Raw genomic sequence first — 12,989 nt, 5'->3', positions numbered from 1 at the left:
CGTGACCCGGCCCCTCATTCCCCGCCTCCGGGCTCCCGACCCGGAAGTGCCCCACCGTCCGCCCGAGGAGACAACGGTGAGCGTTCAAGACATCCCGGAAGTCCGCCGCCACATGGAGCGACTCGCCGCCGACGGCATCGACGTGGTCAGGGTGACCTACCCCGACCTCATCGGCACCGACCGCGCCCGCGACGTCCTGCTGGAGGAACTGCCCCGGGCCGTGGAACACGGGCTCGCCTTCTGCCGGGCCGTCTACCACACCAGCCCGCAGGGCGATGTGGTCCCGGTCCGCGGCGGCCTCGACGCGGGGCTGCCCGACATCTGCGTACGCCCCGACCTGGACACCCTGCTGCCCCTCCCCTGGGAACCAGGCGTGGCCACCTGTCTCGGCGAGGTCCTCGACCCGGCGACCGGCGCACCTGCCCCCGAATCGCCCCGCGACCTCCTCCAGGCCGTCCTCGACCGGAGCGCCGAGCACGGGCTGCGGCCCGTCGTCGGCCCGGAACTGGAGTACTTCCTGTGCGAGCGCGGCCCCGCCGGCGACTGGCGCCGCTACGCCTCCGACCCCGGAGTCGTCTACACGGCCGGGCTGCGCGCCGACCCCGACAACCACCTCCTGCGCACGCTGCGACAGGTCCGCGACCTCAACATCGGCGTGCTCAGCGGCAACCACGAGTTCGACGGCGGGCAGTTCGAGATCAACCTCCTCCACTCGGAGGCGATGTCTGCCGCCGACCGCGCGTTCCGCTTCAAGGCCGCGATCAAGGAACTGGCCCGCAAGGAGGGCCGGCTCGCCACCTTCATGGCGAAGCCGTTCAACGACGCCGGAGGATCCGGCTTCCACCTCCATCTCTCCAGCGACGACACCGAGGGCCGCAACGCCTTCGACGACCCGTCCGGGCCCTACGGCCTCTCCGCCACCGCACGCCACTCCGTCGCCGGAGTGATGGCGCACGCACCCGCCCTCGCCGCGCTCCTCAACCCGACCGTCAACTCCTACAAACGCTTCGGGCCCGACACACTCGCGCCCTGGCTGATCGACTGGGGCCTCGACAACCGCAGCGCCATGGTCCGCATCCCGCCGGAACGCGGCTCCGGCGCCCGGCTCGAACTACGGCTCGGCGACGCCAGCGCCAACCCCTACCTCGCCATCGCCGGCACCGTCGCCGCCGCCCTGCTGGGCGTGACGGCCGCCGAGGAACCGCCCGCCCCGCTGGAGGGTTACGGCTACGACCCGGCCCGCTCCGCCGTCCTGCCCGGCACCCTCTCCGAGGCCCTCGACGCGCTGGAGGCGGACACCGCCCTGGCCGAGGTGCTCGGCAAGGACTTCACCACGTCCTTCCTCTCCTACAAGCGCAACGAGGTCGAGCGCTTCCAACGGCACGTCACCGACTGGGAGTTCACCGAGTACGCCTACCACCTGTGACCCGCCGTACGACCCCGAGGAGCCACCGATGACCGAGACGACCCTGACCGCCGCCGCGAACGAACCACTGCCCCTCGCCGACGTCGACCTCGCCGACCTCGACAACTTCACCGACGGCGTGACCCCTTGGCGCATGTTCCACACCCTGCGCCACGAGGACCCGGTCCACTGGCAGCCCGAGGAGGCCCCCAACTCCGGCTTCTGGTCGGTGACCCGGCACGCCGACATCGCCCGCGTCGACCGGGACGCCGAGACCTTCACCTCCACCCGGTTCGTCAACCTCGAAGAGGTCGACGACGACCAGATCAAGAAACGCGCCTCCATCCTGGAACTCGACGGCGTCCGCCACCGGGCCCTGCGCAGTCTGATCCAGCGGCAGTTCGGGGCGGGGGTGATCAACAGCTACGCCGACTTCCTGCGCGGCCTGACCGCGCAGACCCTCGACGCGGCGCTGGCCAAGGGCAGCTTCGACTTCGTCAAGGAGATCTCCGCCGACTTCCCCATCAACGTGCTCGCCCGACTGCTCGACGTCCCGCCGGAGGACAACCAGCAGCTCATCGACTGGGGCAACCGCATCATCGGCAACACCGACCCGGACTACGCCGACGTGCTCCTGCACAGCGAGGAGAGCGAGAAGTACCGCGACCTGCCGTTCCGTTCCCCCGCCTCGCTCGAAGTCTTCGCCTACGGACGGGAGTTGGCGCGTCAGCGGCGCGGTGGCGAGGGCACCGACCTGGTCTCCAAGCTGGTCAACACCACCCCGCGCGACGGAGTCCCGCTCTCCGCGCAGGACTTCGACAACTACTTCCTGCTCCTGGTCGTGGCCGGCAACGAGACCACCCGGCACACCATCACCCACTCCATGCTGGCCCTGCTCCAACACCCCGAGCAGCTGGCCCGCCTGAAGGACGACCCCGCCCTGATCCCCACGGCCGTCGAGGAGTTCCTGCGCTGGGCGTCCCCCGTCTACCACTTCCGCCGGACCGCGACCCGGGACGTCGAACTCGGCGGCAAGCGGATCAAGGAGGGCGACAAGGTCGTCATGTGGTACGCCTCCGGCAACCGCGACGAGGAGGTCTTCACCGACCCCTACGACCTCGACGTGGCCCGACAGCACAACGACCACGTCACCTTCGGCAAGGGCAGCCCCCACCTGTGCCTGGGCAACCTGCTGGCCCGCACCGAGATCCGCATCATGTTCGAGGAGCTGATCCCGCGCCTCGCGGACATCCGCCTGACCGGCGAAGTGCCGCGTGTGCGCTCGAACTTCGTCAACGGCATCAAGAAGCTGCCGGTGGAAGTCACGCTCGCGTGAGGCGGAGCCCGCGTTCCGCCGGAACGGCAGTGCTGCGAGGGCCGGTTCGCGGATGAACCGGCCCTCTCGTCGGACGGGGGTCAGCAGTAGAGGTTGCCGCCGGGGCTCACCCCGAGAATGGACGTGAAGCGGTTGTAGGCGTCGACGCGGCTCTGGACCTGCGCGGGGTTGCGTCCGTCGCACTCCAGGGAGCCGTTGATGGAGCGGATGGTCTGGCCGAAGCCGGCGCCGTTGACCATCGCGTTGTGCGGGGTCATCGTGCCCGGCCCGGACTGGGTGTTCCAGTACCACAGGCCGGTCTTCCAGGCGACGGCCGAGTCGTTCTGCACCAGCCAGGGGTTGTTGAGCAGATCGATGCCCAACGCGTCGCCCGCCGCCTTGTAGTTGAAGTTCCACGACAGCTGGATGGGGCCGCGGCCGTAGTACGCGGCCTGTCCGGCCGGGCAGCCGTAGGGCTGGCTCGCGTCGCAGTAGTGCGGGTAGTTGGCGGTGTTCTGCTCGACGACGTAGACCAGTCCGCCGGTCTCGTGGTTGACGTTGGCGAGGAAGGCGGCGGCCTCCTGCTTCCTGACCGTGTCGGAGCCGGTCTTCGCGAAGCCCGGGTAGGCGGAGAGCGCGGCGGTCAGGCCCTGGTACGTGTAGAAGCCGTTCCGGTTCGGGAACATCTGGTTGAACTGGGCCTCACTGACCACGAAGCCGGACGGGGTCGTACCGCCGCCGCTCACGGGCGCGCTCCACTTCTGGTTGGCGCCGCCCGAACAGGTCCAGATCTGGAGCCGGGTGCCGTTGGCCGAGTTGTTGCCGGTGACGTCCAGGCACTTGTCGGCCTGCGGGTTGACTATGTCGTTGGCGGAGCTGACGGCCCACTTCTGGGCGGCCGAGCCGTTGCAGTCGTAGAGCTGGACCGGTGTGCCGTCCGCCGTGCCGCCGGAGGTCACGTCGAGACACTTGCCGAGCGCGCGCAGGGTTCCGTCACCGGAGTTGGACCAGATCTGGGCGTTGGTGCCGTTGCAGTCGTAGAGCTGTACGGCGGTCCCGTTGGCGGTGTTCGCCCCGGCGACGTCGACGCACTTGCCGGCCAGGCCGGTGATCCGGCCGTCTGCCGCGCGGGCGGGGGAGACGGCGAACAGGGCGGACAGGGCCGCGGCGAGCAGCATGACGAGAGCGAGTCTGCTCAGCGCCGTGAGTCCGCGGAGACTCGGTGCGGTGTGGGGGGTGACCATGGGTCTTTGCTCCCGGAGTTGAGAGGTGGACGAGTGGGGCGGCCGGCACGCGGGCAGCACGTGCCGTGGGCGAAGGCCCGGAACCGGGCGGGCCTCAACTGGGCGCGCCCTGAAGGACGTTGACCACTCGAAGGTAAAAGTCTAGACCAATTTGGTCAAGGTGTGTGCATGACAGCAGGTGCCGACCCGCCGGTCCGGATCGCGCCGAGCGGGCGGGGCGGGCTCCGGTGAACCACGGGTGAATTATTGATAGCCGTCAGGCGTACAACCCTTCACTCCTTCCTCGCGTCGAACTGGCGTGCAACGGCGTCGCCGTAGCGGGAAGTCCTGTGGGGGGATCTCTTGTCCATGTTGGTTCGTTGGTTGTGTGCTGCCCTGCGCGTGCGGGCGAAGGCCGACCTGCTGCTGGTTGTCTTGTTCGCCGTCGGCTTCGCCGCGCTGCCCGTCTTCGCGCTGCTGCCGTCCCTGTGGGGCTTCGCGGTCGCGTCCGCCGTGAGCTACGCCGTGGACGAGGCCCTGCACGTCCGGGCGCCGCAGTTCATCCGCAGGCTCGCGGCACTACAGCTCGACCGCACCCTGCGGTTCGCCTTCCGGACGCTGATGCTGCTCGCCCTGGCCGACCGGATGGAGGCCCCGGACCGGGTGCTGGTCGCCGGACTCGCCGTATTCGGCGCCCACTTCACGCTGGTGATGCTGTACTCGGCGGTGCACCACGCGATCAGCCGCCGGCGCGTGCTGCCGGTGGCCGTACGCAATCTCGACATGAGCGGGGCCGGCATCGAGAAGCCCCCGCCCGCCTATCTCTACCGCCGGTTCCTGCGCAAGCTGCTGCACCTCGACCTGCCCGCCCACGCGGGACTCCTGCTCGCGCTCGCGGCCGGGACCTGGTCCCTCGCCTACGCCGGCTACGCGGTGACCGCCGGATGCGCGGTCGCGGCCGTCGTGGCCCTGCTCATGGCGTACCGCCGGGCCCGCCGGATGCCGGCCAAGGACGAGGTGATCGCCGAGGTCAACCGCCAACTGGCCGGCTACCGGCCCGAAGTGGCCCTGTACTTCAGCTTCGCGGCGGTCTCCCGGGACTTCATGTACCAGGTCAACATGTGGATCGAGACCCTTGAACGGCTCGACCGGCGCCCGCTGATCATCCTGCGCGAGCAGGCCTCGTTCCGGTACCTCAGCCGCACCTGGATCCCGGTCCTGTGCGTGCCCAAGGCCGACGACCTGGCCGAACTGGAACTGCCCGACGTCCGCGTCGTCCTCTACCCGGGCAACGCCGGCAAGAACGTCCACATGCTGCGCGTCGCCGAGGCCAAGCACGTCTTCATCGGGCACGGCGACAGCGACAAGCTCGCCAGCAGCAACCGCGTCAGCAAGGTGTACGACGAGATCTGGGTCGCCGGCCGCGCCGGGCGCGACCGCTACCAGCGGGTCCGGCACGCCATCAGCGACGAGTCGATCGTCGAGGTGGGGCGCCCTCAGCTGTCGTCGATCCGGCCGCACACCGACCACGCGCCGGGCCCGCTGCCGGTCGTGCTGTTCGCCCCCACCTGGGAGGGCTGGAGCGACGACGACTGCCACACCTCGCTCATCCCGATGGGCGTGCCCCTGATCGAGAAGCTCCTCGCGCAGAACGTACGGATCATCTACAAGCCGCACCCGCTCACCGGCCGCCGCTCTCCCGAAGCTGCTGCCTCGGACCGGACCGTCCGCGAACTGCTGACCCGCGCCAACGAGCGTCGCGAGACCACCCAGGCGCAGGGCGCGCAAGCCGTCGCGTCGAGGCTGCGGGACATCCGGGCCCGGATCGACGAACTGGCCGGACGCCACAGCGGCGACCACACCCAACAGACCCGCGACGCACGGGTCCCCGACCGCGGTGACACGGCCGAGTGGCACGCCCTGCACGACGAGTGGCACCGGCTGTTCTGGGAGAGCCACGGACCGGTCGGGCACCAGGTGATCCTCGGACAACTCCCCACGCTGTACGAGTGCTTCAACCAGGCGGACCTTCTCATCAGCGACGTCTCCTCGGTGGTCGCCGACTTCGTCGCCAGCCTCAAGCCCTACGTCCTGACCAACGCGCACGACCTGCCCGACGACGAGTTCCGCGCCGCCTACACCACCGCCGGCGGCGCCTACCTCCTGGACCGCGCCTGCACCCGGCTGCCGGAGATCCTCCGCGCGGTCCGCGAGCCGCGCCACGACCCGATGGCACCGATCCGCCAGGACTTCAAGGAATACGTCCTGGGCGCGGACCGACCCAGCTCCATGGAGCGCTTCAACACCGCCGTCAACGACCTCGCCGACCGGGCGGCGGCGGAGCGGGGCGAGCACCGGGCGGACGGTGATCAGCACACCGTGAGGGAGCCGGCGTAGGGGATCGGCAGGGGCAGGGGCAGGGGCAGGGGCAGGGGCAGGGGCAGGGGTGGCTGTGGCCATCCTCACAAAACGCGGCAAAAGCGCCCTTTCGTGGCACTCGTCACGTCGTGGAACGGCCGCCTCGTCTACGTTCGCAGCTCCCTGCCCCTGTCCCCGACCCACCGAGGCCCCATGCCGTACCGCCCGATTCCCCGACCGTCGATCACGCGTCGCCCGAGCACGTCCGGCCGGCGCGGGAGCCGTGCCCGACTCCGCGCGGCGCTGCTCGGCGGCTCCGCGGCCACCCTCCTCGCGGTCGCCGCGGCCGGTCCCGCCGCGGCGACGACCACGCCGAGCGCGACCCGGGTGGCGAGCGCCGTGCTGGACCTGGACCACCCCGAACGCGCCCCGCAGGTGCGCGGCAAGGACGCCTCCTACGACACGGCCAGCATCGTCAAGGTCGACATCCTCGCCACACTGCTCCTCCAGGCGCAGGACGCCGGACGCGACCTCACCCAGCAGGAACGCGCGCTGGCCGAGACGATGATCGAGCACAGCGACAACGACGCGGCCACCACCCTCTGGCGGGAGATCGGCCAGGCCTCCGGCCTCGCGGCGGCGAACAAGCGCCTCGGTCTGTCCTCGACGGTCGGCGGGACCGGCGGCATGTGGGGACTCACCCGCACCACCGTGAGCGACCAGATCAGCCTGCTGCGCGCGGTGTTCGCCACGCCCTCCGGCACGTCCGCGCTGACCGCGGCCTCCCGGACCGGCATCCGTACGCTGATGACCCGCATCGCCGCCGGGCAGTCGTGGGGCGTCTCGGCGGCCTCCGACGCCGGGTGGGCGCTCAAGAACGGCTGGCTGCAACGCAGCGCCACCGGCCTGTGGGACATCAACAGCGTCGGAGAGGTCACCTCGGGAACGCACCACTACCTCGTCGTGGTCCTCTCCGACGGCCATGCCTCGATGGCGGGCGGCATCGCGGCGGTCGAACAGGAGGCCCGCACGGCGGTCGCCTCGGCACGGGCGACCGCCTGAGGAGCCGTCCCTCCGGAAGCAAAGATCTCGCGTCGGCGGGACGGGCGAACACTATGAACGCAATGATCGACGGCTGGTCCCCGTAGGGGGCGCTTCCTAACATCACGGATCGCAGCGCAACTTCGCACAGCGAATTCATAGGAGCCGCTCCCGTGACGACATTCGACGCGCCCGCGCCGGTACGCAGACGCCTCCCGGCCCCTCGCCGCCGCCGGGCGGCGCTGGCACTCGCCGTGGCCGCGACCCTCTTCGGCACGCTCGGCAACGCACCCGCCCCCACGACGCGGCCGACAGTGGCTGCCTGCCCCGCCGACCTGCTGGGAAAAGCCACCTGTTACACCGGCCGTGACGGCGACGGGGCGTACTACGCGATGGCCGTACCGACGCACTGGAACGGGTCCCTCGTCGTGCACGCGCACGGCGGTCCCGATCTCGGCGACGCCTCGGACCCGGCACGCAGCACCGACGACCTGGGGCGCTGGGCGGTGCTGGTCGAGGAGGGATACGCCTGGGCCGGCTCGTCCTACCGCCGGGGCGGGTACGGGACGCGGATGGCCGCCGCCGACACCGAGAGCGTGCGCGAACAGTTCGTCTCGGAGTTCGGCAGGCCGAAGCGGACCTACCTCCACGGCCAGTCCTGGGGCGGCGATGTCGCGGCCAAGGTCGCGGAGACCTACGGCGGCCAACACGGCGCCTACGACGGCGTGTTGCTCACGAGCGGTGTGCTCGGCGGCGGTTCGCGCGGCTACGACTACCGCGTCGACCTGCGGGTTGTCTACCAGTACTACTGCCACAACCACCCCCGTCCCACGGAACCGCAGTACCCGCTGTGGCAGGGGCTGCGCGCCGACTCCACCATGACGAGCGCCGGGCTCCGCGCCCGCCTCCAGGAGTGCACGGGATTCGCCTCGGCCCCCGCCGAGCGCACCGTGCTCCAGCAGCGCAACCTCGACGACATCCTCGCCGTCACCCGCATCCCGGAACGCGCCCTGGAGTCTCATCTGCGGTTCGCCACCTTCACGTTCCGGGACATCGTGGCGAACCGGCTCGGCGGCCGGAATCCCTTCAGCGACCAGGGCGTGCGCTACTCCGGTTCACACGACGACAAGGCGCTCAACGCCGGTGTCGAACGGTTCTCCGCCGACCCCACCGCCCGCCGCGACCTCTCCTACGACAGTGACCTGACCGGCAAGGTCTCCCTTCCCGTCCTCACCCTGCACGCCATCGACGACCCGACCGCCTTCGTCGAGCACGAGGCGGCCTACCGCGCGACCCTCCAGGGCGCCGGCCGGGGCGGCAACCTCGTCCAGTCCTTCACGACGGAGACCGAGCACAGCGCGCTGAGCGACGCCGAGTACGCCAACTCGCTGGCCGCGCTGGACACTTGGGTCCGTCACGGCCGCAGGCCGACCGCTCGCTCGCTCGCCGCCTCCTGCGCGGCCTTCGACCGGAAGTACGCCACCGGATGCTTCTACGACCCGGCTTTCCACCCCGCGCCGTACGCCTCGCGGATCAGGCCCCGGCCCGGCGGCCTCGCCTGGCCCGCGATGACCGCGAAACAGGAGCGGGCATGGAGCCGCATCGACGGGGTGGGGATCGCTCCCTGACGCGCCGGGCGATGTGTCAACTTCCTTACTGGAGAGGGAAGTTCCGAGCATCGACGGGTCCCGTCCCGCCGCTGTTCGATCGGCCATCGGTCAGTCTCGAAGAGCTGCGCGCGGCGCGACGGCCGCGTGCGTACGGTCCCGGGCATCGAGGCGGGGCGACAGCACCGCTCCGCCGCAGTCGAGGGAACGCAAGGGGAGGCAACGTGGCGAGTGTGGAAGTGTCGTTGAAGGAGATGATGGCCGGCATCGAGGGGGCGTTGGGGGCCGCGGTCGTCGACTACACCAGCGGAATGGCGCTGGGCACACTGGGCGGTAGCAAGACCCTGGACCTGACGGTCGCCGCCGCCGGCAACACGGACGTCATCCGCGCCAAGGTGCGCACGATGGACCAGTTGGGTCTTAAGGGCCAGATCGAGGACATCCTGATCACGCTGGACAGCCAGTACCACCTGATCCGTCTGGTCACCGGCAGCAACGGCAACGGTCTGTTCCTGTACCTCGTTCTCGACAAGGCCCGCTCCAACCTGGCCATGGCCCGCCATCAACTCAAGCGGGTGGAAGGGCAGATCGAGATCTAGCCCGCACCGGCGGAAAGGGATCACGTCTGCCCACGATGTGAAGAGTTCTTCAACTCACCACATCTGCATGGCCACAATGTGCGGCCGTGCGGGGCCCGAGGCGTGAAGGATCGGCCTCCGAAGACGGTCTGATATGTGGCGCCACCCCCGGGTAGCGCCACATACCAGGCGGTCGCGTTTCCACCCACCCGGCAAGGAGCGAGCATCCATGCAGGTCCCCCTCTACCAGGTCAAGGCGGACTTCTTCCGCATGCTCGGCCACCCCGTGCGCATCAGGGTGCTGGAACTCCTTCAGCACGGACCGGTGTCCGTACGGGACCTGCTCGCCGACATCGAGATCGAGCCGTCCAGCCTGTCGCAGCAACTGGCCGTCCTGCGCCGCTCCGGCATCGTCGTCTCCATCCGGGAGGGCTCCACCGTGCGCTACGCGCTCGCCGGCGGAGACGTCGCCGAACTCCTGCGGGCCGCGCGCCGTATCCTCACCGAACTCCTCACCGGACAGAACCAGATCCTCGCCGAACTCCAGCAGGCCGACACGCCTCCGCGGTCGCTGCCCACGCTGCGGTGACGTCGGGGCCGAGAGGACGGCGGCGGACACCACGGGCCCGGCCCCGGTGCCACCGCCGGACGACGGTGGCACCGGGGCCGGGCGAAGGAACGGTCGGACGACCGGCAGGTGTCAGAACCAGCTCTGGTTCTGGCCCGAGTTGCACGCCCAGGTGCGGAAGCCGGCGCTGCTGTCGTCGATGCAGCGGTTGGTCTGCTGGTTCCTGAGCTCGATGGTGTTGTCGCCCCACTTGTGCACCAGCCAGCTCTGGTTGGTGCTGGAGTCGCAGTTCGCGGTCTTGAACCCCTGGTCGCTGTCGTACATGCAGCGGTTGGTGTAGGCGTTCTTCAACTGCACGGTGCCGTCGCCCCACTTGTGGACGATCCAGTTCTGCGGGGTGGAGCCGTTGCACTCCCAGGTGCGGAAGCCCGCGCCGGTGTCGTCGATGCAGCGGTTGGTCGCCTGGTTCTTGAACGTGTTGACGGCGTCGGCCGCCGAGGCCGTCGCGGCGGGCAGCAGCGCGATGGCGGCGGCGGACACGCCGAGCGCCGCGACGCGGGTCAGGACGGAGACGGACATGGGTGTTCCCTTCGATGGGGTGGTGGTGCCCCGCGGCCGAATGCGGCGGGGAGTCCGGTGCGGGCGTCCGGGCCGGGGAGCGCTCAGCCGCACTGGCGGCTGACGTTGCCCTTGTCGTCGCCCTTGAGGTAGATCGCGCTGACATAGCCGACACCGCCCGCGTTCAGGGGCAGTTCGATCCACTTGTCGTTGCTGTAGCCCTCGGCCGTGACGAGCTGGCCGGTCTTCCAGCAGTTCGCCGGGTAGCTCTCGTTGGGGTACACCGTGCTGACGACGCCGCAGCTGGTGGCCGCGCAGGAGCGGACGTTGGCCTGCGCCCAGGCGGTCACGGTGGTGCCCTGCCCGCCACCGCCGCCACCCGGCGTGCAGGGCAGGCTCACCCCGCGCTCGCGCAGATACGGCACCGGGTCGATGCCGCGGACCGTGGTGGACGTGCCGATCCTGACCCGCAGATGCAGGTGCGGACCCGTCGCCTCGCCCTCGCTGCCCATCAGGGCGATGCGCTGACCGGCCTGGACGTGCTGGCCGACGACGACGTCCCGCTGGTACATGTGCCCGTACTCGGTCACCGTGCCGTCGTCGTGCAGGATGCGGATCCACTGGCCGTAACCGCTGGCGGGGCCCGAGTTGATGACCTCGCCGGAGCCCACGGCGTAGATGGGCGTGCCCTGGGCGTTGGCGATGTCGACGCCGTCGTGGCTGTCGCTGTACCCCTGGCTGATGACTCCGGCGGTCGGGCACGAGGCGGCGAACGCGGCCGGGGCGGCCGGTGCCGCGGCGGCGGGCAGGGCCGCCGTCAGCGGCAGCAGGACGGCGGCGGCCGTGACGAGTCCGGCGTACGGGAACAGACGCACGAGGCTTCCTCTCCGGTGACTTCTGGTGGACGGCACGGAAGCTATCCGCGCCCCGACGGCCGGCGGCATCCGGAACGTTCCGGAATGACGCGGCGGCGCGCGGCCGGATAGGGCTGGGGATCGTCAACCGCACCGATTTCCCGACCAGTTGGAGAGATGCGTCATGCGATCCACCACCAGACGACTGATACAGGGCGTGTGCGCCCTGCTGGTTCTGGGCGGACTGCCGCCGGTCGCCGCCGCCGCTGCCGACGGACCCGGCCACGAACGCCCCGCCGTACGACCGGCCACCGACTGGCGCATCGACCTCGCCGCCGCCTCGGCCGACCAGCACAACACCCACCACCGCGGGAACGGCGCGCTCACCATCGGCGACCGCCGCGCCCGCACCGCGTCCGCTCCCGGCCGGGCCTTCGCCGTGTACACCGCGCCGGCCCGCAGCCTCGGACGCCAGGCGGACACGTTCACCATCCGGCCGCGGGCCCAGGTGCCGGCCGGAACGCAGGTGGTGACCGAGGTGCGGGGGAGCGACCACCCGGGACGGTGGACGCAGTGGACCGCCCCCGACCACGCCGGCCGGCTCCGGCTGGCCCAGGCCGTCTCCGTCGTCCAGGTGCGGCTGACCCTGCTCGGCACCCGCACCGCCGCCCCCGCGGTCTCCGCCCTCTCCGTCCACGCCGACCGCGCGCAGCCCGCGCCCCTGGCACCCCGCGCACTGACCACGGCCTCCCCGACGTACCGCGTCTTCGCCACCCGCGAGGGCCTCGCCGGACAGACCACCGCCAACGGCCATGTCATCCAGCAGCGCGACCACTTCGTCGCGCTGCCGTCCCGGCGGATGCTCGCCTCCAACGGCGGCCACGAGTACCAGGTACGGCTGTGCTACCAGCGCACGGGACGCTGCGAGACGGCGCCGGTGTGGGACGTCGGCCCCTGGAACACCCAGGACGACTACTGGAACCCGTCCGCGCAGCGGCAGATGTGGGGTGACCTGCCGCAGGGCACCCCCGAGGCGCAGGCGGCCTACCAGAACGGCTACAACGGCGGTCTCGACGAGTTCGGGCGCCGGGTCGCCAACCCGGCCGGCATCGACGTCGCCGACGGCACCTTCTGGGACGGCCTGGGCATGACCGACAACGACTGGGTGGACGTCACCTTCCAGCCGTCCGGCGACACCGGCGGGCAGACGAGCGTCACCGCGTGGACGGAGGCCAACGTCCGCTCCTGCGCCTCCACTTCGTGCGGCGTGGTCAGCAAGGTGTACCCGAACCAGAGCTACCCGGCGAACTGCTGGAAGACCGGCCAGGTCGTCACCGACGAGGGCTACACCAGCGACAAGTGGATCGAACTGGCCCTGAACGCGGGCGGTGTCGGCTATGTCAGCGGCATCTACCTCAAGGGCGACGCGACCGGCGGTGTGACCCGCCAGTGCGGCACCTGAGCCGGCCCGCGCCGGCCGTC

11 protein-coding genes are annotated in these 12,989 nt (G+C 70.6%); 8 read left to right on the top strand and 3 right to left on the bottom strand.

Annotated features, from left to right (window positions below; all coding sequences use genetic code 11):
* Positions 1 to 112: 112 nt before the first annotated feature.
* Positions 113 to 1,426, top strand: a complete 1,314-nt coding sequence (locus ACIQPR_RS22030) for a glutamine synthetase family protein (RefSeq protein WP_403651482.1) — start codon at positions 113 to 115, stop codon at positions 1,424 to 1,426.
* Positions 1,427 to 1,454: 28 nt separating this feature from the next.
* Positions 1,455 to 2,741 (top strand): cytochrome P450, encoded by a 1,287-nt coding sequence (locus ACIQPR_RS22025; RefSeq protein ID WP_403650862.1) that lies wholly within the window; start codon positions 1,455 to 1,457, stop codon positions 2,739 to 2,741.
* An 80-nt stretch (positions 2,742 to 2,821) separates the two neighbouring features.
* Here the strand turns inward: ACIQPR_RS22025 and ACIQPR_RS22020 are convergent, their stop codons facing one another.
* Positions 2,822 to 3,898, bottom strand: coding sequence for a glycoside hydrolase family 19 protein (locus tag ACIQPR_RS22020; RefSeq protein ID WP_403651480.1), 1,077 nt, complete (start codon positions 3,896 to 3,898; stop codon positions 2,822 to 2,824).
* 414 nt (positions 3,899 to 4,312) lie between these two features.
* Here ACIQPR_RS22020 and ACIQPR_RS22015 point away from each other — a divergent pair, with 414 nt between their 5' ends.
* The 5 genes from ACIQPR_RS22015 (at position 4,313) to ACIQPR_RS21995 (ending at position 10,116) form a co-directional block, all read left to right on the top strand.
* Positions 4,313 to 6,340, top strand: coding sequence for a hypothetical protein (locus tag ACIQPR_RS22015; protein ID WP_403650861.1), 2,028 nt, complete (start codon positions 4,313 to 4,315; stop codon positions 6,338 to 6,340).
* A gap of 174 nt (positions 6,341 to 6,514) precedes the next feature.
* Positions 6,515 to 7,363 carry a serine hydrolase gene (locus tag ACIQPR_RS22010; RefSeq protein ID WP_403650859.1) on the top strand — a complete coding sequence of 283 codons (849 nt, stop codon included), beginning with the start codon at positions 6,515 to 6,517 and terminating at the stop codon, positions 7,361 to 7,363.
* A 152-nt stretch (positions 7,364 to 7,515) separates the two neighbouring features.
* A complete protein-coding gene (locus ACIQPR_RS22005) occupies positions 7,516 to 8,970 on the top strand; it encodes a DUF6351 family protein (RefSeq protein ID WP_403650857.1) in 1,455 nt (484 codons plus the stop codon).
* 203 nt (positions 8,971 to 9,173) lie between these two features.
* The gene (locus ACIQPR_RS22000) at positions 9,174 to 9,548 is read left to right on the top strand and encodes a hypothetical protein (RefSeq protein WP_403650855.1); all 375 of its coding nucleotides are present in this window, start codon (positions 9,174 to 9,176) and stop codon (positions 9,546 to 9,548) included.
* A gap of 208 nt (positions 9,549 to 9,756) precedes the next feature.
* Complete coding sequence (locus ACIQPR_RS21995; RefSeq protein ID WP_403650853.1) at positions 9,757 to 10,116, top strand: ArsR/SmtB family transcription factor; 360 nt, start codon at positions 9,757 to 9,759, stop codon at positions 10,114 to 10,116.
* 111 nt (positions 10,117 to 10,227) lie between these two features.
* On the opposite strand, the gene ACIQPR_RS21990 is transcribed toward ACIQPR_RS21995, so the two are convergent.
* Together ACIQPR_RS21990 and ACIQPR_RS21985 are read right to left on the bottom strand one after the other, a co-directional pair.
* A complete protein-coding gene (locus ACIQPR_RS21990) occupies positions 10,228 to 10,674 on the bottom strand; it encodes an RICIN domain-containing protein (RefSeq protein ID WP_403650851.1) in 447 nt (148 codons plus the stop codon).
* 83 nt (positions 10,675 to 10,757) lie between these two features.
* On the bottom strand, positions 10,758 to 11,528 hold the full coding sequence (locus ACIQPR_RS21985) for a peptidoglycan DD-metalloendopeptidase family protein (RefSeq protein ID WP_403650850.1): 771 nt from the start codon (positions 11,526 to 11,528) through the stop codon (positions 10,758 to 10,760).
* Between the two features lie 163 nt (positions 11,529 to 11,691).
* Between ACIQPR_RS21985 and ACIQPR_RS21980 the strand changes: the two genes are divergently transcribed.
* Positions 11,692 to 12,969, top strand: a complete 1,278-nt coding sequence (locus ACIQPR_RS21980) for an SH3 domain-containing protein (protein WP_403650849.1) — start codon at positions 11,692 to 11,694, stop codon at positions 12,967 to 12,969.
* The last annotated feature ends 20 nt before the right edge of the window (positions 12,970 to 12,989 follow it).

Origin of the sequence: Streptomyces sp. NPDC091280, from assembly GCF_044768565.1 — a bacterium.
In the GTDB taxonomy this organism is placed as follows: Bacteria; Actinomycetota; Actinomycetes; order Streptomycetales; family Streptomycetaceae; genus Streptomyces.
The sequence above is the reverse complement of the archived record's forward strand: the minus strand, read 5'-3'. Positions and strand labels throughout refer to the sequence as shown.